22 protein-coding genes and 1 tRNA gene are annotated in these 24551 nt (G+C 54.8%); 12 read left to right on the top strand and 11 right to left on the bottom strand.

Going from position 1 to position 24551, the window contains the following annotated elements:
• Positions 1-3: 3 nt before the first annotated feature.
• Complete coding sequence (locus HFD87_RS15360; RefSeq protein WP_010251657.1) at positions 4-462, bottom strand: DNA polymerase III subunit chi; 459 nt, start codon at positions 460-462, stop codon at positions 4-6.
• Positions 463-527: 65 nt separating this feature from the next.
• Positions 528-2039 (bottom strand): leucyl aminopeptidase, encoded by a 1512-nt coding sequence (gene pepA / locus HFD87_RS15355; protein ID WP_010251654.1) that lies wholly within the window; start codon positions 2037-2039, stop codon positions 528-530.
• A gap of 268 nt (positions 2040-2307) precedes the next feature.
• Here pepA and lptF point away from each other — a divergent pair, with 268 nt between their 5' ends.
• Together lptF and lptG are read left to right on the top strand one after the other, a co-directional pair.
• A complete protein-coding gene (lptF, locus tag HFD87_RS15350) occupies positions 2308-3408 on the top strand; it encodes an LPS export ABC transporter permease LptF (RefSeq protein WP_010671780.1) in 1101 nt (366 codons plus the stop codon).
• The gene (gene lptG / locus HFD87_RS15345; RefSeq protein ID WP_010251648.1) at positions 3408-4484 is read left to right on the top strand and encodes an LPS export ABC transporter permease LptG; all 1077 of its coding nucleotides are present in this window, start codon (positions 3408-3410) and stop codon (positions 4482-4484) included. Before lptF ends, lptG begins: the two co-directional genes overlap by 1 nt.
• Positions 4485-4632: 148 nt before the next feature.
• Here the strand turns inward: lptG and HFD87_RS15340 are convergent, their stop codons facing one another.
• A complete protein-coding gene (locus HFD87_RS15340; RefSeq protein WP_167423620.1) occupies positions 4633-5268 on the bottom strand; it encodes an NADPH-dependent F420 reductase in 636 nt (211 codons plus the stop codon).
• Between the two features lie 101 nt (positions 5269-5369).
• On the opposite strand from HFD87_RS15340, the gene HFD87_RS15335 reads away from it, so the two are divergent.
• The gene (locus tag HFD87_RS15335; RefSeq protein WP_167423619.1) at positions 5370-6278 is read left to right on the top strand and encodes a LysR family transcriptional regulator; all 909 of its coding nucleotides are present in this window, start codon (positions 5370-5372) and stop codon (positions 6276-6278) included.
• Between the two features lie 9 nt (positions 6279-6287).
• Here HFD87_RS15335 and HFD87_RS15330 read toward each other — a convergent pair whose 3' ends face one another.
• From HFD87_RS15330 to HFD87_RS15320, 3 genes are all read right to left on the bottom strand, one after another.
• A complete protein-coding gene (locus tag HFD87_RS15330) occupies positions 6288-7568 on the bottom strand; it encodes a DUF445 domain-containing protein (RefSeq protein WP_033759683.1) in 1281 nt (426 codons plus the stop codon).
• A 26-nt stretch (positions 7569-7594) separates the two neighbouring features.
• A complete protein-coding gene (locus tag HFD87_RS15325; protein ID WP_031592610.1) occupies positions 7595-9097 on the bottom strand; it encodes a helicase HerA-like C-terminal domain-containing protein in 1503 nt (500 codons plus the stop codon).
• Between the two features lie 119 nt (positions 9098-9216).
• Positions 9217-10788, bottom strand: coding sequence for an ABC transporter substrate-binding protein (locus HFD87_RS15320; RefSeq protein WP_167423618.1), 1572 nt, complete (start codon positions 10786-10788; stop codon positions 9217-9219).
• 689 nt (positions 10789-11477) lie between these two features.
• Here HFD87_RS15320 and HFD87_RS15315 point away from each other — a divergent pair.
• Genes HFD87_RS15315 through HFD87_RS15305 form a run of 3 tightly spaced genes read left to right on the top strand, consistent with a single transcriptional unit; the run spans position 11478 to position 15279 of the window.
• Positions 11478-12206, top strand: a complete 729-nt coding sequence (locus tag HFD87_RS15315; protein ID WP_010251628.1) for a gluconate 2-dehydrogenase subunit 3 family protein — start codon at positions 11478-11480, stop codon at positions 12204-12206.
• A gap of 36 nt (positions 12207-12242) precedes the next feature.
• Positions 12243-14012: a GMC family oxidoreductase gene (locus HFD87_RS15310; protein WP_010251625.1), complete on the top strand. Its 1770-nt coding sequence runs from the start codon at positions 12243-12245 to the stop codon at positions 14010-14012.
• Positions 14013-14016: 4 nt separating this feature from the next.
• Positions 14017-15279, top strand: coding sequence for a cytochrome c (locus HFD87_RS15305; RefSeq protein ID WP_033769526.1), 1263 nt, complete (start codon positions 14017-14019; stop codon positions 15277-15279).
• A 41-nt stretch (positions 15280-15320) separates the two neighbouring features.
• Here HFD87_RS15305 and HFD87_RS15300 read toward each other — a convergent pair whose 3' ends face one another.
• The 3 genes from HFD87_RS15300 to HFD87_RS15290 form a co-directional block, all read right to left on the bottom strand.
• A complete protein-coding gene (locus tag HFD87_RS15300; RefSeq protein WP_010671772.1) occupies positions 15321-15989 on the bottom strand; it encodes a MarC family NAAT transporter in 669 nt (222 codons plus the stop codon).
• A gap of 24 nt (positions 15990-16013) precedes the next feature.
• Positions 16014-16649 (bottom strand): hypothetical protein, encoded by a 636-nt coding sequence (locus HFD87_RS15295; RefSeq protein ID WP_010251615.1) that lies wholly within the window; start codon positions 16647-16649, stop codon positions 16014-16016.
• 132 nt (positions 16650-16781) lie between these two features.
• Entirely contained in the window at positions 16782-17291 is a 510-nt protein-coding gene (locus HFD87_RS15290) for a DUF2501 domain-containing protein (protein WP_010251612.1), read from the bottom strand.
• 545 nt (positions 17292-17836) lie between these two features.
• Here HFD87_RS15290 and HFD87_RS15285 point away from each other — a divergent pair.
• Both HFD87_RS15285 and HFD87_RS15280 read left to right on the top strand, forming a co-directional pair.
• Positions 17837-18238, top strand: a complete 402-nt coding sequence (locus HFD87_RS15285; RefSeq protein ID WP_010251609.1) for a DUF2382 domain-containing protein — start codon at positions 17837-17839, stop codon at positions 18236-18238.
• A gap of 16 nt (positions 18239-18254) precedes the next feature.
• A complete protein-coding gene (locus tag HFD87_RS15280; protein ID WP_052271154.1) occupies positions 18255-19250 on the top strand; it encodes a YsnF/AvaK domain-containing protein in 996 nt (331 codons plus the stop codon).
• A gap of 104 nt (positions 19251-19354) precedes the next feature.
• Here the strand turns inward: HFD87_RS15280 and HFD87_RS15275 are convergent, their stop codons facing one another.
• Together HFD87_RS15275 and HFD87_RS15270 are read right to left on the bottom strand one after the other, a co-directional pair.
• A complete protein-coding gene (locus HFD87_RS15275; RefSeq protein ID WP_167423693.1) occupies positions 19355-20023 on the bottom strand; it encodes a bifunctional 2-polyprenyl-6-hydroxyphenol methylase/3-demethylubiquinol 3-O-methyltransferase UbiG in 669 nt (222 codons plus the stop codon).
• Positions 20020-21033 (bottom strand): HNH endonuclease domain-containing protein, encoded by a 1014-nt coding sequence (locus HFD87_RS15270; protein WP_167423617.1) that lies wholly within the window; start codon positions 21031-21033, stop codon positions 20020-20022. The genes HFD87_RS15275 and HFD87_RS15270 overlap by 4 nt, the downstream gene beginning before the upstream one ends.
• A 380-nt stretch (positions 21034-21413) precedes the next feature.
• On the opposite strand from HFD87_RS15270, the gene HFD87_RS15265 reads away from it, so the two are divergent.
• The 4 genes from HFD87_RS15265 (at position 21414) to HFD87_RS15250 (ending at position 23767) form a co-directional block, all read left to right on the top strand.
• Entirely contained in the window at positions 21414-21875 is a 462-nt protein-coding gene (locus HFD87_RS15265) for a hypothetical protein (RefSeq protein ID WP_167423616.1), read from the top strand.
• Positions 21876-21904: 29 nt separating this feature from the next.
• Complete coding sequence (locus HFD87_RS15260) at positions 21905-22291, top strand: hypothetical protein (RefSeq protein ID WP_243207483.1); 387 nt, start codon at positions 21905-21907, stop codon at positions 22289-22291.
• Between the two features lie 149 nt (positions 22292-22440).
• Positions 22441-23472 carry a DUF1176 domain-containing protein gene (locus HFD87_RS15255; RefSeq protein ID WP_167423691.1) on the top strand — a complete coding sequence of 344 codons (1032 nt, stop codon included), beginning with the start codon at positions 22441-22443 and terminating at the stop codon, positions 23470-23472.
• Positions 23473-23682: 210 nt separating this feature from the next.
• Positions 23683-23767 (top strand) — tRNA-Leu (locus HFD87_RS15250).
• The last annotated feature ends 784 nt before the right edge of the window (positions 23768-24551 follow it).

Below are 24551 nucleotides of genomic sequence, written 5' to 3'. Positions count from 1 at the left end.
CTGCTATGTCGTTTGCGGCTGTGGTGGCGCTGCCGTATTCAATTGGAATCCAACGCTGCGATACGCTTTATAGCGGTCGCGCGCCAGTTGTTTGAGCGTGTCTTCGTAAGGAACGAAGTCTATCACTTCATGGAAAGCAGTAGCAAAATCTGCGAAGTGGGGCAGCAGGCTAATCAGCAGGTCGCGCGGTGAACTGCCGCGACGCTGTGGCCAGGCCAGCTCAACCGGCGCACCGTAGCGCGGGCCTTCACCCGCCAGGTTATGCGGCACGAAGGCGTTTGCCGGTCGTTGCCACAGCGCTTCGTCGAGACGAATGGCTTGCTGTTCATCTTCGCAGGCGATCAACACCCGCTTTCCGGCCCGCCAGCGTGTTTCCGCCAGATTGCACACCAGCGCTTCAACGGCGCTAAGGCCATCGCTCGTTGCATCGGTTTCCAGCACGTAGAAGGTTGCGTTTTTCATCGGTTTGCTCATCAGAAGATCAAGGGCGGAATGATATCCGCCCTTGCTGTCAGAAAAGAGGGCGCTTAATCGTCGCCGTTCAATCCTGCCCGATTCAACAGAAATTGCGACAGCATCGGCACCGGACGTCCGGTGGCGCCTTTGGCCTTGCCGGAGCGCCAGGCGGTACCGGCGATATCCAGGTGTGCCCAGTTATATTTGCGGGCAAAGCGTGCAAGGAAGCAGGCGGCGGTAATCGCGCCGCCGGGACGGCCACCAATGTTCGCCATATCGGCAAAGTTGGACTCCAGCTGCTCCTGGAACTCATCCGCCATCGGCAGACGCCAGGCGCGATCGCCTGACTGCTCTGAGGCGCTGATCAGCTCATGCGCCAGCGGATTGTGGTTCGACAGCAGGCCGCTGATGTGATGACCCAGCGCAATCACGCAGGCACCGGTCAGCGTCGCCACGTCAATCACCACTTCCGGATCGAAACGTTCAACATAGGTCAGCGCATCGCACAGGACCAGGCGGCCTTCGGCATCGGTGTTCAGCACCTCAACCGTCTGGCCAGACATGGTGGTCAGCACGTCGCCCGGACGCATCGACCGGCCATCCGGCATGTTTTCACAGCCCGCCAGCACGCCAACCACGTTCAGCGGCAGATTCAGCTCTGCCACCATACGCATCACGCCATAGACGGCAGCCGCGCCGCACATGTCATACTTCATTTCGTCCATGCTGTCGGCAGGCTTGATGGAGATGCCGCCGGAGTCAAAGGTCAGCCCTTTACCCACCAGCACAATCGGACGCGCTTCCGCATCCGGATTGCCTTTGTACTCAATTACCGACATCAGCGATTCGTTTTGCGATCCGGCCCCGACAGCGAGATAGGCGTTCATGCCCAGCTCTTTCATCTGCTGTTCGCCAATGACGCGGGTGGTGACATTTTTGCTGAAGGCATCCGCCAGCTGACGCGCCTGTGACGCCAGATAGGCGGCGTTACAGATATTAGGTGGCATGTTGCCGAGATCTTTAGCCGCTTTCATACCGGCCGCGACTGCTAATCCATGCTGGATCGCCCGTTCGCCGCTGGTCAGTTCACGGCGGGTCGGCACGTTAAAGACCAGCTTGCGCAGCGGACGACGTGGCTCCGCTTTGTTACTTTTCAGCTGGTCAAAGTTGTAGAGCGCCTCTTTGGAGGTCTCTACTGCCTGACGCACTTTCCAGTAGGTGTTGCGGCCTTTGACATGCAGTTCGGTCAGGAAGCAGACCGCTTCCATTGAGCCGGTGTCGTTGAGCGTGTTAATGGTTTTCTGAATGACCTGCTTGTACTGGCGTTCATCCAGCTCACGCTCTTTACCGCAGCCAATCAGCAGAATACGCTCGGACAGGATATTTGGCACATGATGCAGCAGCAGTGTCTGGCCCACTTTTCCTTCCAGCTCGCCGCGGCGCAGCAGGGCGCTGATGTAGCCGTCGCTGATTTTATCCAGCTGCTCGGCAATCGGTGACAGACGACGCGGTTCGAAAACGCCAACGACAATGCAGGCACTGCGCTGTTTTTCCGGGCTTCCGCTTTTTACACTGAACTCCATGCACTCTCCTGAATCTTAAAGACAACGGCCGCTGCTGCCGCTAGAATGTAGCGCGCTCATGACCCATTTATTCATCGTCGCAGCATGACATTCTGCTGCTGGAGGTCATAATGAATCAGGGTGACAAGATGTTGTTTTTTCACCACCCGGACGCGTTTTTCATACAAATTTAGCTACGGCGACGGCCATTGATGAAGAAAAATGGCTGATAAGCGTTGAAACTAGCGATTTTCCTGCAAAAAGACAAGTTTTCACAGGCGTACTAAGCGTGATCATCATTAGATATCTGGTTCGGGAAACGCTCAAAAGCCAGCTGGCTATCCTGTTTATCCTGCTACTCATCTTCTTTTGTCAGAAGTTAGTCAGGATCCTGGGTGCCGCGGTGGATGGCGAAGTGCCGACAAACCTCGTTCTGACCTTGTTAGGACTCGGTGTGCCTCAAATGGCACAACTTATACTGCCCTTAAGTCTGTTTCTGGCGATCCTGATGACGCTGGGGCGGCTCTACACGGAAAGTGAAATTACCGTGATGCACGCCTGCGGCCTGAGTAAGGCCGTCCTGGTGAAAGCGGCGATGGTGCTGATGCTGTTTACCTCGATCGTGGCGGCCGTGAACGTCATCTGGCTGGGACCATGGTCATCCCGCTATCAGGATGAGGTGACGCAGAACGCCAAAGCGAACCCGGGTGCGGCAGCAATGGCCGCCGGGCAGTTCCAGACCTCCAGCGACGGCAGCGCCGTGCTGTTTGTCGAGGATGTGAAGGGCAACAACTTTGGTAACGTGTTCCTGGCGCAGTTACGGCCAAAGGGTAACGCGCGACCGTCGGTGGTGCTGGCTGACAGCGGTCACATGGAGCAGCATAAAGATGGCTCGCAGGTGGTGACGCTGGATAAAGGCACCCGTTTTGAGGGCACCGCTCTGCTGCGTGATTTCCGTATCACCGACTTCACCAATTATCAGGCCATTGTGGGTTATAAAGCGGCAACGCTCGATCCTAACGATGCAGAACAGGCGAGTCTGACTGACCTGTTCGCGAATAAGACACCTGAGTTTCAGGCCGAGCTGCACTGGCGTCTGACGCTGGTGTTTGCGGTGCTGGTGATGGCGCTGATGGTGGTGCCGCTCAGCGTGGTGAACCCACGTCAGGGGCGCGTGCTGTCGATGCTGCCCGCCATGATGCTCTATCTGATTTTCTTCCTGTTGCAGAGCTCGCTGAAGTCGAGCGGCGCGAAAGGGCGGCTCGATCCGGCGCTCTGGATGTGGGTGGTGAATATCAGCTATCTGGTGCTGGCGGTGCTCCTTAACCTGTGGGATACGGTGCCGATGCGTCGGATTCGCGCCCGCTTTACCCGCGGAGGGTCGGTCTGATGTTTCGCGTACTTGACCGCTATATCGGTAAAACCATTTTCAATACCATTATGCTGACGCTGTTCATGCTGGTGTCGCTTTCCGGCATCATCAAGTTCGTCGATCAGCTGCGCAAGACCGGCCAGGGCAGCTACAACGCGCTGAGCGCCGGTTACTACACCCTGCTGAGCGTTCCCAAAGATATTGAGATCTTTTTCCCGATGGCGGCCCTGTTGGGCGCGCTGCTGGGACTGGGCGCGCTGGCGCAGCGCAGTGAACTGGTGGTGATGCAGGCGGCGGGCTTTACCCGCATGCAGGTTGCGCTGTCAGTGATGAAAACAGCGATTCCGCTGGTGTTGCTGACCATGGCGATTGGCGAGTTTGTTGCGCCATCGGGCGAGCAGATGGCGCGTAATTACCGGGCGCAGCAGCTTTACGGTGGTGCGCTGGTCTCAACCCAGAACGGTCTGTGGGCGAAAGATGGCAATAGCTTTATCTTTATCGAGCGCATTAAAGGCGACAACGAAATTGATGGCGTGAGCATCTACAGTTTTAACGATCAGCGTCGTCTGCAGAGTGTGCGTTACGCGGCGACGGCGACCTGGGATGCGGCTAAGAAGCGCTGGATACTGTCGCAGGTTGATGAGTCTAACCTCACCGATCCGAAGCAGATTACCGGTTCACAGAGCCTGAGTGGCGAGTGGAAAACCAATCTGACGCCGGACAAGCTGGGTGTGGTTGCGCTGGATCCTGACGCGTTATCGATTCGCGGTCTGCATAGCTACAGCAAATATCTGAAGCAGAGCGGTCAGGAATCGGGACGTTATCAGCTGAATATGTGGAGCAAAATTTTCCAGCCGCTGTCGGTGGCGGTGATGATGCTGATGGCGCTGTCGTTTATCTTCGGACCGCTACGTAGCGTGTCGATGGGTGTGCGTGTCGTAACCGGTATCAGCTTTGGCTTCCTGTTCTACGTGCTGGACCAGATTTTCGGTCCGCTGAGTCTGGTTTACGGTCTGCCGCCGATTCTGGGGGCGATTCTGCCGAGTTTTGCGTTCTTCGCTATCAGTATGTTTATGTTGATTAAGCGGCGCTAAGCGCAATGAATGCAGTAAAAGAAAAGGCCGCGCAAGCGGCCTTTTTTGTTTTTAAAGTGAAGGCTCAGGGCAGGCTTCCATCGCTTTACGTTTGGTCTCCGTCTGGAAGATGCGGTTTCAGCGGCTTTATTCTGCGCTGATGCCCTGTTTATGCGGAGTGCCGGGTCGTCTCTTTCAGTGTCCTGATAAGTTGCTCTCTGTTCAGGGCTACACAATAGGCGGGCGTCGCACGCTCGAAACGCCAGCCTTCCGCTAACGAGCCCGCATCTACCGCATCAAATCCAAAGGCTTCATATAATGCCGTGGCGGTCGCTTTCCCTTCGCTATCATCTCCCGCCAGCGGTAACGCCTGCCGGTTAGCATCGCCCGGCGGCAGGCCCTGAGTTTCAAGATCGGTCATGCGGATGGCATTGAATGCCTTGGTGACGCGGCTGTCAGGAAGCAGGCGGGCAAGCCGTTCACTGGTGCTGATGCGGCCATTAAGCAGCTCTTCAATTTCGCCATCGCGGTCGGGATAGTAATTGACTGCATCAAGCACGATTTTTCCCCGCAATTCTGTGGCCGGAAGTTGTTCCGTTGCCGTGAGCGGCACGGCAATCACCACCACGTCGCCGAACTCTGCGGCCTCGGTGGCGGTGCCGGTTTCACAGCCAATCATCGGTTTCAGGCTGAACAGCGTTCGTGGATCGCGCGAGTTGCTGAGCATCACCTGATGTCCTGCCTGAATCGCCAGTTTTGCAATCGCCCGGCCAACAAAGCCTGCGCCAATAATGCCTATTTTCATACGTTTCTCCTTGATGAGTTTCACGCACTGACCTTAATTAAAAACAGGAGGTGAATAAATCGACAAACAGACGCAATATAAACAACCAACAGGAGGGAATCATGGATCGGCTTACCAGCATGAACGTGTTTGTTACCGTCGCGGAATCGGGCTCGTTTGCCGCCGCCGCCGGGCATTTGCAAATCTCACCGCAGATGGTGGCGAAGCATATCGCCATGCTGGAGAAGCATCTCGGTACGCTACTTCTGCATCGCACCACCCGACGACAAAGTCTGACGGATGTGGGCCGCAACTATTTCGAACGCTGCAAAATCGTGCTGGCAGAGGTGCAGGAAGCGGATGCGATCGCGCTGGATATGCAGCAGCGGCCGTCCGGTACGCTGAAGGTCAGCGCCCCGGTCACGTTTGGTTCTTTTAGCCTGGCGCCGTTTGTGACCCGCTATCTTGACCGGTTTCCGGAAACGCAGGTCGATCTTGAACTCAGCGATCGGCTGGTCGATCCGTTTGAAGAGGGTTATGAGGTGGTGATCCGGATTGGTGCGCTGGCGGACAGTTCGATCATCGCCCATCCACTGCAGCCCTACCGGCTGATAGCCTGCGCGTCGCCAGCCTATCTGGCGCGGCACGGTGTTCCCGCCACGCCAGCAGAGCTGGTGAACCACGCCTGTCTCGTTTATGGCATCTGGTCGCCATCAAAACCCTGCCGCTGGGTGTTCAGCCAGGCCGGTAAGGTTGAAGAGGTACATCCGCAGGGGCGCATGCGATCGAATGACTGGAAAGCGCTCCTGCATGCGGCGCTGGAGGGTTATGGCATTACCCTGGGGCCGGCCTCCATTCTCTCTGAAGAGATCAGACAGGGGCGGCTGGTCCAGGTGCTGCCCGATTATGCCGGGCCAGCACGCCCCATGCATGTGCTGATCCCGGCGGGCCGCCGCCAGACGGTGAAAATCCGCAGCTTTGTTAGCGCCATTATTGCCGAGTTTGGCCTCTATCCAACCACATCCGGCTAAACCAGGCGGTTATCGGCTCAGCAGCGGGAGTAACTGGGGCAGCTGCGACAACAGGTAGAGGATCAGCCCGATGGTGCCGCCAACCAGCGTGCCGTTGATGCGGATAAACTGCAGGTCTTTGCCGATATTAAGTTCGATCTGCTGCGACATGTCGCGTGCATCCCAGCTCTTCACGGTGTCGCTGATGTGACGCGTCAGGAAGCCAGCAAACTCTGGTGCAACGCTGCGTGCGGCCTGTTCCAGATGCTGATTCATCGAGTCACGCAATGCCGGGTCGGCCGCCAGGGTTTCGCCCAGCCATAAGGCTGCACCGCGCACTTTCTCCTGCACCCGTGAGTCATCGCTGCTGAGATCCGCTTTGAGCCAGTTGCGCATATCATTCCACAGCTCGCCGATGTAGCGGTTAAACGAGGCATCTTCTTTCAGCCAGCCTTTGATCTCCTCGGCACGTTCAGCCATCTCCGGGTCGTTCTGCAGTTTAACGATCAGCTTGTCGACCGCCCGATTGAACCCGAGGCGTAGCTCATGGCCCTGATCCAGCGCCACATCATCCAGCAGTGAATCGACCGCGTTTGCCACCAGCTCGGCGCTGTGCTCGCCCAGCCATTCGGTCGGCAACATTTTGGCTTTGATCGGATGCTCGCGTTTCAGCCAGCGCACCAGCTGCATGGCAATAAACTCGCGGGTACTCGGCTTATGCAGCAGCTTCAGCAGCTGTTCGATTGCCGCGTCCAGCAGCGCCTGATGACGGTTGTTTTTCGTCAGGCTCTCCAGCAGCAGGGCGCTGGTCTGGCTGAGATCGACCTTGTCGATGGCGCGATGTACTGCGCGGCGCATGAAATTCTGGATCCGGGTGTCATCGGTCAGATCAAGGAAGCCGCGCATCACCTGCAGCAGATGGCGGCCAATGCGGTCAGCATTGCCCGGCGCATTCAGCCATTGCGCCAGCAGGTTGGAAGGATCGTGACGGCGAATCAGATTCAGCAGCGAGTCGGTATCAAGAAACTTCTCCTGCACAAAGCGACCGAGGTTTTCACCGATACGATCTTTGTTGCGCGGAATGATGGCGGTATGACGCGAGATAAAGGGCACCGGCACGCGCCGGAACAGTGCGACCACCGCGAACCAGTCCGCCAGCGCGCCGACCATCGCAGCTTCCGCAATCGCTTTTACGCCGCTGACCCAGAAGCCGGGCGGCAGAAAAAGCGTAACGATAAAGGTAATTGCAGCCAGCAGTAACAGCAGCAGCGCCAGACGTTTCGTCCGTTTCAGTTCGTGTTGTTTATCCATATCCTGATCTTAGCAGAGAGCCGGTTTCATCGGCGACGACCACCCAGCAGGCTGCCGAGTACGCCACGGATGATCTGATTGGTAATCTGGCGCGTGGCGCTTTTCGCCATGGTCTGCACCACGCCATCGTGCTTGCCGCCGCGCGGGCCGGTACGGCCAAACAGGATCTCTTTCAGCCCGCCGAGAATGCCATTGTCTACCGCGACATCGTCGCCTTTCGCCGGGGGCGCGCTGGCCTGATCGCTGGCGGCCTGAAACCCTTTTTGCAGCTTCTCAAATGCCGATTCGCGATCAACTTCGCTGTCATATTTGCCATAGAGCGGTGAATGGTTGATCAGGCCGTTGCGTTCATCGCCTGTGACCGGACCCATACGTGAGCCGGGTGCAATGACCATGGCGCGCTCCACCACCGACGGACTGCCTTTAGCATCCAGGAAGGAGATCAGCGCTTCGCCGGTGCCCAGTGCCTGAATCGCCTCGACGCTGTCAAACGCCGGATTGGCGCGCAGGGTATCGGCGGCGGTTTTTACCGCTTTCTGATCTTTAGGGGTGAAGGCGCGCAGGGCGTGCTGGACGCGGTTGCCGAGCTGACCCAGCACCCGATCGGGAATATCTGCCGGGTTCTGGGTGACGAACCAGACGCCGACCCCTTTGGAGCGGATCAGCCGCATGACCTGTTCTATTTTCTCCAGCAGCACCGGCGGCGCGTCGGTAAACAGCAGGTGCGCCTCATCAAAGAAGAACACCAGCTTTGGCTGATCGAGATCGCCCGCTTCCGGCAGGTGCTCGTAAAGCTCCGACAGCAGCCACAGCAGGCTGGTGGCGTAGAGTTTCGGCATCTGATAGAGCTTCTCAGCAGAGAGGATGTTGATGACGCCTTTGCCGTTGCTGTCGACGCGCATCCAGTCGGCGATATCGAGCATCGGTTCACCAAAGAAGTGCTCCGCGCCCTGTTGCTCCAGCGTCAGTAACCCGCGCTGGATGGCGCCGACCGAGGCGCTGTTGATGTTGCCGTAGTGGGTCTGGAAGCTTTTGGCGTTGTCACCGATGTACTGGGTCATGGCGCGCAGATCTTTGAAGTCCAGCAGCAGCAAACCCTGGTCATCGGCGATGCGGAAAATAATCTGCAATACGCCGCTCTGCACCTCATTCAGGTTCAGCAGCCGCGCCAGCAGCAGCGGCCCGAGATCGGAGACGGTAGCGCGAACCGGATGGCCTTTCTCGCCGAAGATATCCCACAGCACCACCGGATTGCTCTGCGGCTGCCAGTCGGTGACGCCGATTTTCGCCAGCCTCTCCTGCAGTTTTTCGCTGGACTGCCCAGCCATCGCCACGCCGGTCAAATCGCCTTTAACGTCAGCCATAAAGACCGGTACGCCGCTGGCGGAGAACGATTCAGCCAGTTTCTGCAGCGTAACGGTTTTACCGGTGCCGGTCGCGCCGGTGATCAGGCCGTGGCGGTTGGCCATTTGCGGCAACAGATGAAGTTCGACGTCTGGCGTACGGGCAATCAGTAGCGGGGAAGTCATGATTTCCACTCTCAGGCATTGGGTTATGCCTGAAGGATAGCAAGCCGGAGCGGCACAGGAGGAGAACTATTCACCAAAAAAAGGCCGCTGCCCGGGGAGCAGCGGCCAGCAACAGTGGTTTACTTCTGAACCTCTTCAAAATTGAGCAGGCTGACGCCGATGCCCTGCTGCAGATGACTGAGGTTGCTGCGCACCGCGACCTGGGTTGCGCCCTGTAACAGCATGACAAACGGCGAATCCTGCTGGATGCGGGTTTGCAGCCCGGTGTAGAGGTTGCGACGTTTCACCGCATCGCTCTCTCCGGCGGCGGCGCGGGTCTGTGCACTCAGCTCCGGAATCGTCCAGCCGACGCGCCACGCCAGGGTTTTGCCGCCGCCCGGCACGTTATAGGCAAAGGTGCTGGCATTGGTATTGGGATCGATGTAGTCCGCGCCCCAGTAAGTAAAGATGGCCTGGAAGTCCCGGCTGCGCATTTTGCTCCACAGCTCCGATTCCGCCACCGGCTGGATATCAAGCTGCACATCCGCTTTGGCAAAGCTGGCCTGCAGTGCCTGCGCCACATCAATGTAAGGCGGCTGGTTCACCACCGTCAGCGCGATATGGGTGCCAGGTTTGATGCCACCTTTTTGCAGTATCGCCTGCGCCTTTTTCAGATCGTAATGGAATGGTGTCGTGTTCAGCGCACCATCGAAGCCGTCCGGCAGGAAGCTCTGATGAATGCGGTACTGACCTTTCAGCAGCTGGTTCGCCAGGCTGTCATAGTCAACCAGCCAGCGCGCCGCCTGCCACAACGCCGGATTCCCCAGCGCCGGTTGCTGCGGGCTTTGGGTATTAAAGCCGATGTAATAAACCAGGCTTGACGGGAAGGCATCAATACGCACATTGGCGGTGTTCTTCAGCGCGGTAATCTGATCCGGGCCGAGCTGATAGGCGACATCCACATCGCCCTGCTGGATCAGCAGACGGCGGCTGCCCGGATCGGCCACACCTTTCAGCAATACCCGCTTCAGATGCGGCTTCCGGATGCTGTTGGGATTGGCTTCCAGCACCAGCGCCTGCAGCGGGACAAACTGTTTGATGGCATAGGCGGCGCTGCCGGCGGAGTGCACCTTCAGCCAGCTATTGCCGTAATCGTTGTTGCTGGCGTGCTGCTGCGCCAGTTTGCTGTCGACGATGGAGGAGACTGGCGCGGTCAGCAGGCGCAGCGCCAGATCGCTGCCGATCTCCGCTGGCCAGCGCAGTTCAAGCTGGTGGTCATTAATTACCGTGAACTGCTGATCGATGTTTTCTGGCGTCCAGCCAAATTCACCCAGAATAAAAGAGGGCGCTTTATTGAGTTTTACTGCACGGGTTAATGAGAAGACCACATCCTGTGCGGTCACGGGATGACCACTGGCGAAGCGGGCCTGCGGATTAAGATCAAACACCAGGCTATGAGGCGTTTTGCCTGCCTGCCAGCGCGTGGCAGCCAGCGGCGAGAGCTGCTGCGGATTCTGATGATCCGGCTCCAGCAGCGTCTGGTAGATATTGCGCAGGCTACTGTTGCTGACGGTCTCAAAACTTTCCGCCGGGTCGAAACTGATGATGCCATCAAGCGGAACGGCAATTACCAGCGTGTCGCCAGGCGTGGCGGCGTGTGCCGGGTGAACCAGTGCCAGAGCCGTAAACAGGTACAAGAGTGTTTTTCGCATGGAGGGTTATCCTGAGTCGTTGATAGCTCTACTCTATCGGGCGCCGGATAATCTCCAAATGCGGGTTTCTTATGAGCTTTGCACAATTATTAGCGTAGTCATTCAGGCAAAGAGACAAAATAAGATAATGACGGTCAGTAATTATTTTATTGTCATTTTACAGCGGGCGGAATAAAGCCGGTTTTACTCAGCCGATCACAAATTGCGCACAGTCTGATTGTATGACTATCAAAGTCACTATAGTGTTAACGGTGAGAATCATTCTCTTGTATGGAAGTATGATATTTTTTTATCGGTTATCTGGCGTGATGATGTCAGGGCGAAAATAATAACCCTCATTCCTGCGTTAAAAGAGTTAAATACCCGATGTTTATGCGGTTTTACCCCCGATTTCCGCGCTGTAAATCTTTTACCTCTCCGCAACCCTTTCGCAACACCATGATAAACTTTCACTAAGACACATCTTAAATTCAATTTTTACATTCAGACATATCTATATCCCTAATATTGCCAGGTTATTAACCGATAAGTTCCGTTAGTCACCGAACCATAATTCTACCTGCCCTTGTCTGTTCTGCCGTCGTCTGTGCCGCGTGCGTTGATCTCTGCGGGGAATTTTCCGCCTGCACTCAGCCTTTCAGCTTCATAACAAATAAAGCGGGTATTTAGCAGATGAGAGTCGTGCGGATATGCTTTTAGAAAAACCCACCACCAGGCGTAAATTTTTGCTCGGTTCACTGCTGGCGTTGCCATTAAGTGAACTGGTCTTCAAAGGCATTACTGCGGCACAGGCGGCAGAGATGGCCGCACCGGAGTTAGCCGATTACAAACCGATCTTTTTTAGTGCCGATGAGTGGCAGTTTATCCTGGCCGCCACTGACCGTTTGATTCCGGCAGGCGGCAAAGGCAAAGCGCCGGGCGCGCTGGAAACTAACGTGCCGATCTTTATCGATCAGCAGCTGCACAGCGAAGCGTTTGGCAGCGAAATCTACATGCAGGGGCCGTTCAATACGCAGGCGCCCGCAACCATGGGTTACCAGATCCCGTTCCGCCCACAGCAGATGTATCAGACCGGTATCCGGCTGATTAATCAGTGGTCGCAGAACACCCATCAGAAAGCGTTTCATGCACTGACGCTGGAAGAGAAAGATGCGGTGCTGACCCAGGTAAACAAAAACGAGATCGACTTTGCCGCACTGGGCGAAGCCGATCTTAAGCCTGCGCATTTCTTCAGCCAGCTGCTTTCCGATACCAAGCATGGCTACCTTGCTGACCCGATGTACGGCGGTAATAAAGGCATGAAAGCCTGGATCGCCATCGGCTTCCCCGGCGCGCGTGCCAGCTTCACCGAATGGGTGAAACAGCACAACGTTCCTTATCCGCTGGGTCCGGTCAGTGTGAAGGGCGAACGCGCGTAGGGCGCGTCCACATCAGGTATTTGAAACAGGATTATCATGGCACAGGTTACTAAAAAAGAAGTCGACGTCGTGGTCTGCGGCCTCGGCTGGGCAGGCTCGCTGATGAGCATCGAGCTGGCACTGGCAGGTCTGGATGTGCGCGCCCTTGAGCGCGGCGGCGATCGCGATTATGACGAGTTCGCCTACCCGAAACCGGCGGATGAATACGCCTATGCGGTGCGCAACAAAGTGTTTGCCACCCCCGCCGAAGTGGCGGTCACCGTCCGCTACAACAGCAGCCAGACGGCATTGCCAACCCGTAAATGGGGTGCGTTTGCACCGGGCACCGGCGTAGGCGGTTCCGGCCTGCACTGGACAGCAGTACTGATCCGTCCGACACCGACCGATATCAAACTGAAGACCTATGTCGACGAGGCTTACAAGCCGGGCATTCTGCAGGATGATATGCGGGTGATGGACTTCCCGTTCAGCTGGGAAGAGATCGAACCCTACTACTACAAATTCGAACTGATTTGCGGCCAGTCGGGTAACACCGGCAACCTGCGCGGCAAAATTCTGGAAGGCGGCGATCCGTTTGAAGGCCCGCGTTCTGAGCCTTATCCGCTGCCTGCGCTGGATGACACGCTGAACAACGTGATGTTCAAAGAGGTGGCGACCAAACTCGGTTACCATCCGTTCCCGAACCCGTCGGCCTGTGTGTCGCGTGCGTGGAAAAACCCGTACGGCAACCAGATCGCGCCGTGCAACTACTGCGGCTATTGCAGTAAATATCCCTGCCTGAACTACTCCAAAGCGTCGCCGCAGACCGCCGTAATGGATTCACTAAAGCGTATGCCGAACTTCTCCTATGAAGTGAATGCGGAAGTGATCAAGGTCGTGCTGAACGATGATAAGAAAACCGCGAAAGGTGTGATCTACATCGATGCACAGGGCAACGAGTGCTTCCAGCCAGCGAAAATCGTGGTGCTGAGCAGCTTCCAGCTCTACAACGTGCGTCTGATGCTGCTCTCCGGCATCGGCAAGCCTTACAACCCGATTACCGAAGAAGGTGTGGTAGGGCGTAACTACGCGTTCCTGTCCAACGGCGGCGCGACGCTGTTCTTCAAAGATAAAAACTTCAATCCGTATGCCACGGCGGGCGCGACCGGCCAGATGTTTAACGATATCTCGCCAGGCAACTTCGACGGCCCATCACTCGGCTTCCTGGGTGGCGCGAAGATCCACAGCTCACAGGCGACCGGTACGCCGATCAGCACCGCGCTGCCAAAAGGCACGCCGACCTGGGGTATGGGATACAAGGAAGGTCTGGAGGAGTGGTACGGTCATTCGATGAAGATCAGCATTACCACCACCTGTCAGTCTTACCGCGATATCTATCTGGATCTCGATCCGAACTACAACGATCACCGTGGCCTGCCACTGCTGCGCATGACCTTCAACTGGAAAGAGAATGAGCTGAAGCTGCAGCAGCACCTGAAAGGCATCGTCGGCAATATCGCGAAAGAACTGAACCCTGACAGCATGAGCATGAGCTTCCTGCCAATGGGTGCGGATTTCGATCTGACCAAATATGTCTCTACCCACAACGTGGGCGGTGCCGTAATGGGCGATAACCCGAAAACCTCGGCGCTGAACAAGTATCTGCAGAGCTGGGACGTGCATAACGTCTTTGTGCCGGGCGGCAACGCTTTCCCGCAGAACTTCCAGGCGAACCCGACCGATACCATCGGTGCGATTACACTGATGGCGGCACAGGCGATCAAAGATCAGTATCTGAAAAATCCCGGCCCACTGGTACAGGCATAAGCGCATGAATAAGCTGAAACTGAAGTCTTTTATCTTTGCCAACGCGGTGCTGTTAGCCAGCGGATTTGCGCTGCCGGTTCACGCCGAAGATGAAGCGCAACTGATTAAGCAGGGCGAATATCTCTCGCGGCTGGGCGACTGCATGGCGTGCCACTCACTGCCTGGCAAGCCTGACTATTCGGGCGGGCTGGCGATTGAGTCGAACCTTGGCACCATCTTCTCCACCAACATCACGCCCGATAAGCAGCACGGTATTGGCAACTACAGCGAGCAGCAGTTCTCTGACGCGGTGCGCAAAGGGGTATTACCGGACGGTTCGCATCTCTATCCGGCGATGCCTTATCCTGATTATGCCAAAATCAGTGATGCCGACATCCACGCGCTTTACGTCTACTTCATGAAAGGCGTGCAGCCAAGCGCAGAACAGCCGCCGGAAACCGATCTGAGCTTCCCGTTCAGCCAGCGCTGGGGCATGCGTTTCTGGAACTGGGCGTTCGCCTCGGATAAGCCATTCCAGCCGATTGGTGGTGCGTCAGCAGAGGTCAACCGCGGTGCCTATATCGTGGAGAGTCTGGGCCACTGCGGCAGTTGCCATACGCCGCGCGGTCTGGGCATGAACGAGAAAGCGCTGGATAGCGGTGACGATAAATTCCTGGCAGGCGGCAGCCTGAACAACTGGGATGTGCCGTCACTGCGTGGCCTGCCACGCTGGAGCGAGCAGGAAGTGGTGGACTACCTGCAGACCGGCCGTAACGATAAAGCGGCGGTGGGCGGCGAGATGACCTCGGTGATTGAGCACAGCAGCTCACACATGACCGACGCCGATCTGAAAGCCATCGCGGCCTACCTGAAGTTCCTGGGCGGCAACCCGCCATTGCAGGCGTACAACGTGCAGGCGCAGCAGGCAACGGAAGCGAAGCTGACCGCCGCGAAGAACCTGAGCGAAGGCGAGCGTCTTTATCTGGATAACTGCGGTGCCTGTCACTTCGTGACCGGCAAAGGCGCGCCGGGGATCTTCCCGGAGCTGGATCAGGCGACGATCGTCAATGCCAAGGATCCAACCGGTTTGATCCACACCATCCTGGCGGGCGCACAGCAGCCTTCCACCGCGAAGGCCCCGTCGAAACTGGCGATGCCAGGCTTTGGTCAGCGTCTGAGTGATGAAGAGGTGGCGCAGCTGGCGACCTTTATTCGCCAGGGCTGGAGCAACACTGCGCCAGCGGTGAGCAAAGATCAGGTTGCTGAAGTGCGAAAAACGCTGAAGTAATCGAGTTTTCCCCTCTGCCCGTTCGGAGAGGGGAAATCCCATTAATGAAAGGTGCGCACCACTTCCAGCACGCCGTTAATGATAAACTGCACGCCCATACAGACCAGTAAAAATCCCATCAGGCGCGATATCGCCTCAATGCCGCTTTTACCCACCAGCTTCATGATGGCACCCGAACTGCGCAGTGAAATCCACAGGATCAGACTCACCAGCAGGAAGATCAGCACTGGCGCGACGGTGATGACCCAGGCCGGAAAGTCGACGCCGCTTCTTACCGTCGAGGCAGAGGAGATGATCATCGCAATGGTACCCGGCCCCGCCGTACTCGGCATCGCCAGCGGCACAAAGGCGATATTCACCGGCTCTTTGGCTTCATCCAGCTCATCCAGTTTCTGCTTTGCTTCGACAGAATGGCCGGCAGGTTTAGCCGGGAACAGCATCCGAAAACCGATAAAAGCAACGATCAGGCCGCCCGCCATGCGCAGGCCAGGAATGGAGATGCCGAAAGTATTCAGCACCGCGCTGCCCGCATACCACGCCACCATCATGATGGCGAAGACATAGATAGAAGCCTGGCGCGCCTGTCGGTTGCGCTCCTGGAAGTTCATCTCACCCGCCAGCCCCAGGAACAGCGCCACGGTGGTGAGTGGATTGGCGAGCGGCAGGATCACCACCAGCCCCAGGCTGACTGCTTTAATTAACTCCAGCATGACAAATCGCCTTTTCCGTGGTGATTAGTGCTTCGGACGCTCCAGCGCCTCAAGCAGTTCAGGGAAGAAGTCCTGCAGGATTTCAGGCGTCATCAGTTCGGGATACTGCATCAGATGTTCGCGGATACGCTCGTTGATGTCCGGCAGCAGACGCTGGGCCGCGGCGCTGGCGGTGATTTTGTGCTTCTTCATGGCGCGCAGCAGATCGCCTGGCAGCGCGTCTTCGTCGTCGGCGTCATCCACCATCTCCAGCGCGTCCAGCTCATCGAACATCTCCATCAGCGCTTCGGTCTGCGGCGTGCGCGACTCATATTCACGCGGATGTTCATCTTCCAGGAAACGCAGCATGGCGCGCATTGGCGTGCCGTCTGGCGTGGAAGGCGGCTCGGTGGCGAACCAGCTCAGCAGCTGATGCATGGTGACCTGATGGACACGAAAGCCGCTGTCGACCAGCTCATCGGCCAGCAGCTCGGCGGTTTCGTTTTCAATCACGCAGATGTGGGTACGTTTGGGTTCGTACTGCTCCAGCCACTGGTAGATCTCTTCAATCACGCCATCGTCATACTCGAATTTTTTGGTGACATAGCTGTCGTCCTGTTCGTGAACGCAGGCCTGAATCTGATCGGGGTCGAAGTAAAGTGCGATGTTGATGCCTTTCATGCGTGCTGTCCTGTAGAAATCAAAACAACACTATAGCGCTCAACCCCAGGTTAAGGGAATGTCAGGCGTCACAGCATGGGGGGCGTTTAACGCTCCCCTCAGAGCAGAGAGGGGAGAGAGAAGGGAAGGAGATCAGGAGATAAAGTTTTTGCCCTGCTTCAGCACTACGTCACAGGCTTTGGTTTTCAGCTTCTCACCCATTGGCGAGTTGCTCAGGCTTTGCAGATTCAACTGCTGGCCATTACCGGTATTCAGCAGACCGGCCACGCCCTGGGTGTAATCGGTTTTCTGTTCCTGCGCGGTGGTGGTGTTCAGACCGAGCTTGCTCAGCACCTGGTCTTTGACCGACTGCACGTTGTTTTTCACCACGTTGTGTTCGACGCAGTACTGCATCACACCGGCGGCGTTGGTCATGCTGTTGGCGCTGACCGCTTTATCGCCGCCGCCCAGCATGCTGGTAATGGTAGAAAGCGACATGCCGCCATTCTGCTGCGTGGTGCCGGTGGTGCTGCCGTTGTTCTGCTGGCTGAGCTGCGAGGCTGCACTGCTCAGCTGATCCTGCCAGCTTGCCGCTGATGCACTGCCTGCGACCAGAAGTGCCGCCAGTCCCCATCCCCACGCACTACGTTGTGCTTGCTTCATTTCAACCTCGGTATGTGCTTATTCAGTTTTCCTAAGAAAGGCTGACGGGCAGAAAGTTCCTGACTTCCTTTTATAAAAAGCGTCTTAAATAGCACTTTGGGAATCTTCTGTAATAAGAGCGATAAAATATTCAGATGCTTGTGGGTGTTATTATTCTGTGAAGTGATTAACTGAAGGCAGTAATAAGCACATCCCGCGGAAATATTATTTAATATCCTCACGATTTTTATCAGGAATCGTCCTGGTTTAAATTAAAGTTACCGCTTTGCTTATAGCGTGTTTTCTAAGCGCTTGCGTCTGGTCTGGTAATATTTACCTGCGAAATCATCTTAATATAACTTCATGTATTTTAGTTATTTTTTTATTTTTAGCGTAGCGGTGATTTAAGCCAGGTTGCTGTTTTTTGATGCGATTTTCTGTGCCGTAATTAAATTGAGTTGGCAGGGTTTTTTATTATTCCGGCTTGCGAAATCAGCCAGAGTGTTCATGCTTAATCACTGTGTCAGGCAGTTGTGGCAGATATTTAATTTAACGGGAGCGATATTATGGCTGGACAGCCAGAGCACAATAATAATGCAGAGGTCACGCTTAAACTCGCTGAAGAGCAAATAGCCCTGACGAAGCAAAAGATTGTGGATGGACATGTCCGTGTTACCCGTTCCACAACTGAGCATGACGAGGTCATCAGTACACTGCTTAACCGGGAGAAGGTTGAGGTTGAGCATGTAGCGAAAGCGCAACCCGTTGAAACGATGCCCGAAATCAGGGAAGAGAACGGTGTACTGATTGTCCCGGTAGTAGAGGAAGAAATCCAAATCGTCAGAAAGCTGGTGCTTAAAGAGGAGATCCACATCCGAAAAGTGCAGGAGAATGTTCCTTTTCAGGAGGTGGTGACCCGACGTGAGCAGCAGGTGAACGTTGAAAGAGATGACGATCAAATTAGCTAACAGAGAGGAACCTATCATGGCACATGAAAAAATCGTAACACTGTTCGATTCTGCAAATCAGGCAGAGGCCGCGAAAAGAAATCTCGTGAAAGCAGGCTTTTCTGATCGGGACATCAGTCTTATCAGTGGAGAACGTTTACAGGAGGAAGGACACTCTATCCGCCATCCAAGCATCTGGCAGCGTCTGTTTGGTCACTCCGTTGATAAAGAGCAGGCCGATGTTTACACCAGAGCGATGGACAAGGGCGGCGTAGTGCTGACCATCCGCACCGAAGAGGAGAAGCTGGCTCGCGCCATGACCATTCTCCATTCTCATGACTCGGTGGACGTTCCGTCACGTATGCAAAGCTCAGTTGAGAATGGCACCACCGCGCCGGGCATCAACCCGACGACGGCAGGCAAGCAGTTTGCCGGTGAGACCAACGACCGCCAGGTTGAACCGCGACGCACCTCACTGACCGGTGATGAGAGCGAAGCTGACATTCTGCGTCTTGCCGAAGAGCAGGTGGAAGTAGGTAAACGTCTGGTGAGCGAAGGCTCCACCCGCGTACGCCGCTATACCGTGACCGATACCGTATCTGAAGACATCTCGCTGCATGAGCAGCACGCTGACATCTTCCGCCGTTCGGTGAATGAACCCGCGCTGGCTGGTGAAGTGGACTGGTCCGAGAAAACCGTCGAGGTCGCTGAGACCCATGAGCAGCCGGTAATCAACAAAACGACCCACGTGAAAGAAGAAGTAGTGGTACGTACCGACGGCAGCGATCGTACCGAGACCATTAACGACACGGTGCGTCGTCAGGAAGTGGATATCGACCATGCACGAGGTGGTCTGGAGCGCGAACTGCCGGGTACAACCGCAGGGGTAAAACCTGCGACCGCCGCAGCAGGCACGCAGTCACCAGGTGCACATAACCGTGACCACAAAGAGAGCCTGACTGAGAAGGTGAGTGAGAAAGCCAGCGAAGTGAAGGATAAGGTCGGAAACAAACTGCACGATCACTCGCATTGAGGCGCTTATCCTGACAACAACAGGCGCTAACGGGCACCGCTGATGCCCGATGCTGAGCATGCAAGATGCAAGAAGGGGCCAACCGTGAGGTTGGCTCTTTTGCGTTATTTTTTCCTGATAATCGCATTCAGCCAGACTTCGTCACTGCGTCCCGCACGTACATCACCGGTCTGCCAGGTTTTTTCTGTTTCAATAGCGAACCTGTTCCCCATTATGCCCTCAGAGCCAGCCTCTCTTTTTATCCCTATCTTATTTGTAGCCAGAATGTCACCGCCGAGTGTATTAACCCCATCTATGAGTTTCTGTAAGCCAGCCACATCCATATCCGTAAATATTCGCCCATCCTTTTCCCGTTCGCCGTAGCCATGTTTAAAAGAGAGATACCCTACGCCGCCAGGCTTCAGCGCTATGGCCAGTTTTGTCATGACGCCGGGTAGTTCAGCTTCGGAAACATGCAGCAGCGAGGCGCAGCACCAGATACCGTCATATCTTTCAACCGCATCCACATCCTGAAAGCGCATCTGCGCTACAGGCTTTCCGGATAACTGGCGGGCCAGCGCAACCAGCTCCGCCGAGGCATCAAAGGCTTCGACGATAAAACCCATTTCGCTGAAGGCTTTAACGTCACGGCCTGAACCGCAGCCTGCATCCAGAATGCGAGCACACGGTGGCAGGCAGTCAATAAAAGGCGGGTAAAGCGCAGACATATCCACGCTTGCCGTATTGGTAAAAAACCGCTGAGCATTCTGCCGGTAATAATCTTCGTTGTTCAAAACAGGCTGTCTCCCTGTGCCGCTGGCTGCCACTCGTGGAGCAGAGAAAATTTTGCCGTATCCCAGCTGTTTTGCAGGAAACTATGCCGCAGCATCGGCGTTCCGCCGGTCTGGCGGATTAACGTCTCCCGCAGTGGCAGATGACTGTTAATAAAGTATTCGTTTCGATCATGCAGTCGCTGCAAAAGTCTTATCGAAGGGATACGCGCAAACTTACCCTGGGCGCCGCGATTACAGGTCTGGCAGGCCAGCACCAGATTCCAGACACCGTTAAGGTTGCCGATTTGCTCGCTGAGCATCAGCGGCAGAAAGTGATCGACATCCGCCAGGTTCTCTTCGCCACCCGTCACGCCAATGGCGCGAAAGCAGTAAAAGCACCGGCCTTTCTGGTAGCCGTTCAGGCTGCTGCGGCAGCTGGTAATGGTGACGCGGCGACCGCTCTGGCGGCTGAAAAGCATCTTGTCATTATCGTCATAATCAACCGCAATCAGGTTACGTGAAACGTTCATCGCCCAGGCTTCTTCTACCAGCCGCCATCTGGCATCCGTTTCCGCTTTCAGACTGGCAAACTGTTCGTTTTCCGTCAGCTGATAAAAGTTCTCCGTCAGCCGGATGCCTTTATGGCTTCGCCGTTCATCCATAAAAAAGCGTTTGTCGATCTCGGCGTGATTCACATTATGAAAAGCATCGATGACGTTAGCGAACCCGCGCTTAACGGTAATGGCAATTAACTGTTCTTCGCTGATTTCGCCTGCGTTGAATTGTCTGCATGCCTCCAGAAACTCGCTGCTTTTGCTGGTGATCTGCTTTGGCGCATGACGCAGGTGGGCGCACAAATGTCGCACAAAAGGCACGGCCAGCGCTTCCAGCGTAATCAGGTCGTTGTCCGGTTGCTTCAGGTCGTACAGCGCATGGGCGAGGGCAAATTTATAAGAGGCGACGTTTTTGCCAAAAAGGATAACGCCGCGCCAGTAGTTTTCAAGGCGGGGATCGGCCTGGTAAAAGCGCATGCAGGATCCTGTTTTGCGAGACAGCTCGAGGAATTCACGTAACAGGATCACATAACAAATATCGATAAATGTAAACCGCAAAGGTCGGGAGGGGTTGGGTGTTTCTAAGGGCGAACAGGCGCTGTAAGACAATCAAGACACCATCAGCGTGAGAGGTTAGTAGAGAGAGGATGCTCAGGCTAAAACGTTGGGCCATAGCCAGCCGGATTTATTCAGGCAACTCAGTTGTTGGGCAGGTGCACAGCAATGTCTGTCGCTGGTACGCGTCAGACAGATCGTACTGCACTGAAAGATGAGCGGGAAGGGCGGTAAAAACGGATAACGGCGTCATATCTTCTTCGATATAATCAGGAGCTATCCGAACAGGTCGGGTCATTTAAATGCATCAGTTTATTTATTTTATTTTCTCACTGCTGTCGTTAGCTTTCTTCATTTTGCTCATCTGGTATTGCTTCAGGCCTTTGCCCCTTAAAAAAGGGCTCCCTCCTTCTCCTGGCGAGATGAAAAAGATATCGGCTAATACGCCGATATTGAAAAAATTGGGCATGAACACGGAAGATTATTACTATGACAGCGACTTCCTGTATCAGCAGCGTGAAGGCGAAACGCTTTGCAAAGTTCCGCTGGAAAATATTTTCAGGATAAAAGTTACCGGAACTGAAGTCAGCAGTCGCCGGGTATGGTTGGTTCGTTACGTTACCGGAGCTTATAAAACCGAAAGGGAATTCAGAGTCCTGAACAACTACACTCTTTTCAATCGGGATTTTGCCGGTTTTCTTGCCGCCGTGAAAGAGGCCAATCCAGCGGCTGAGGTGCAGGAAATGACCTTAGGACGACTGTAAATTGGCAGGATAGCGCGGAGCGCTTTAGCATGAGCAATGATATGGAACCCTCAATAGCGGACGTTATCGCTTTTGTCCGCGATTTTGCAGGATGCAGACGTGAAATAATCGATGAAAATACCTGGCTGGAAAAGGATCTGGGGATTACCGGCGATGATGGTGTTGAATTGCTGGAGGAGGCCGAAAAAGTTTTCGGCGTGAGCTTTTCTGCAGAAGAAGGTGGTTTCAGGAAGGCGTTCTCTCTGAAAGAAAATGAATATCTTTTCCACAGTGAAGGCATCGATTTTTTTGGCATTGTTTATCTTTGCAGACGACTGCGCGGTATTCCTGCGTCTGTCATCCGTGATCTCTCTGTCGGCCAGCTGCATAGCGTGCTGGTTGAAGCGCTTAACAAAAAAGAGAGAGTTACCCGATAGGCGCATCGCCCAGGATGGGGCGTAGCCTTTTTTCAAAGCCTGGCGGCGATTAACAATGGCTTTGGGTTCCCTCACACCGATGGTGAAAGAGTGATACCTGTGCTGATATCAGAAATACAACCTGAGGGAATAAAGTGAACTGTAAACCGATGCTTTTCGTGCTGGCGATGCTCTCACTGTCGGCTCAGGCCGCTCAGAGCGGAAAAACGCTTGAGCATAAAGACTGGGAAGTTGTCTGTGATAACACCCTGACCTGTCGCATTGCGGGTTATGCCAAAGAAGAGGATCCGTCCGGCTCCATTCTGCTCACCCGTGCCGCTGGACCTGCAACGGAGCCAGTGGGAGAGGTGACGCTGGGCGACACCGAAGATGACAGCGAACCAGCGGAAAAGCTGACGCTGTGGATCGACGGGAAATCAGCAGGCGATCTGGTAGCGGCTGATGACAACTGGCGGCTTTCGGCCAGCCAGACCTCTGCGGTAATCAGCGCCGTCAAAGGCAGCGGTAAAGTCGAATTTAAAGGCGGAACAAAGCCTTTCCTGCTTTCTGGCGAGGGCGCTTATGCCGTGCTGCTGAAAGCGGACGACGTACAGGGCCGTATCGGCACGCCAGGTGCGCTCACCAAAAAGGGCAATAAGCCGGAAAGCAATGTAGCTAAGGCTGTACCCGCACCGGTTATTCAGGCAGCGAAAACCCTCAGCGGCGAACCCCGTTTGCTGACCGCACCAGAAATCGACGCGCTGAAAACCCGACTGCTTTCAACGGTCAATCACAATGACGATGACACGTGCGACAGCCTGTATTCACCTGCAGAAAACAGCGATCCGGAAACTGACGGACTCACGCTTACGCCACTGGATGACACACACGCTTTGCTTTCAGCACTCTGCTGGCGTGCCGCTTATAACGAAGGATATGGCTACTGGGTCATTGATAACCAGCTAAAAGGCAAACCTGAGCTGGTGACGATTTCCGGATCGGATTACGACAAGGGCGAGATTACCAGTGTGCAGAAAGGCCGGGGTATCGGGGATTGCATGAGTCAGGAAAGCTGGGTATGGGATGGCCAGGCTTTCCGCAAAAGTTATGACGGTGGGACTGGTATGTGCCGTTACATCCATGCAGGTGGTACCTGGGATCTGCCCACGCTGGTAACGGATGTGAAGCCTGTTTCGGGTTAAGCTTTTGATATGCCAGTGAAACATGATGGCTGAAGCGACTGCTTTACGGCGGGCGAGGGTGAGTGAAGAATTTCTGACAAGGATGTCACGCAGTGTCCCGGAGAACCCAAGAGACGGTTTTTTCAGCAGTTGCATGTTCGCATGCTGATAAGGGTTGCGGAAACAGGGGGTAACGGTATAATCCTCAACGTTTTCCGCATACCCTTCAGTGCCGAAGTGGCGAAATCGGTAGACGCAGTTGATTCAAAATCAACCGCCGCGAGGCGTGCCGGTTCGATTCCGGCCTTCGGCACCAGGTATGGAAATTAAAGTCGCTCAAGGGCGGCTTTTTTTGTGTCTGGGATTGGGTGCCCTTAAACTTGCCACAATTTTTTCACTTAGCTTACCTCGGTATTTTATACAGAAGTCAGTTAGTAATGTCTGTTCTATTACTATCTAATTTCCAGTTTATCTATCGAATTGCTTACTCAAACGATGTCTGAGAATTAGTGCTGTGTATAAATAGACTCGATGTGAACTTGCCCCCAATTCAATGATTTCGCTGCTATGAACAAAATTGCTGCATCAGTACTAATTCAAGTATTCATCGCGGCAGACACTGGCAAGGCTATAAATTCGTTCTTTGTTGGCTTATCTCGCTAGGTAAACCGTAAGTCTTCGTTAAGTCAAATTTCCTTTTTTTTCAGTAAGTTTTTGGTTAAGTTACAGATTCTAATCGGTTCATTTTGTAGCCGTGTAGTCATGAAACAATGCTGTGCTATCTAGAATGCACATGACTTAAACGGCTGAAATCCTCATGCGTCTATACCCGCTATGCATCGCTCGTGAAGTCAACCATACAAGTAAGCTTCTTAATGTAATAATGTTTTAAACATATAGGTATTAGGGTCATTAGCTTGCTTTCTATTCGTCATTAAAAGAAAATTAGAATACAGGTCAATAGCCGTTATCTGATGAAAAAATGAACATGAATAACTTTACTTGAGCTTACTACTGTGCTTATGTACAGTGTGCGCGGGTAGGGTTTTGCCGTCAAGTGGTAGAGGTGGATTTGAGAACTCTAAGTATCTCTTTTAAAA

This window comes from Pantoea sp. EKM21T (assembly GCF_011800405.1).
Classification (GTDB): Bacteria; Pseudomonadota; Gammaproteobacteria; order Enterobacterales; family Enterobacteriaceae; genus Pantoea; species Pantoea agglomerans.
The sequence above is the reverse complement of the archived record's forward strand: the minus strand, read 5'-3'. Positions and strand labels throughout refer to the sequence as shown.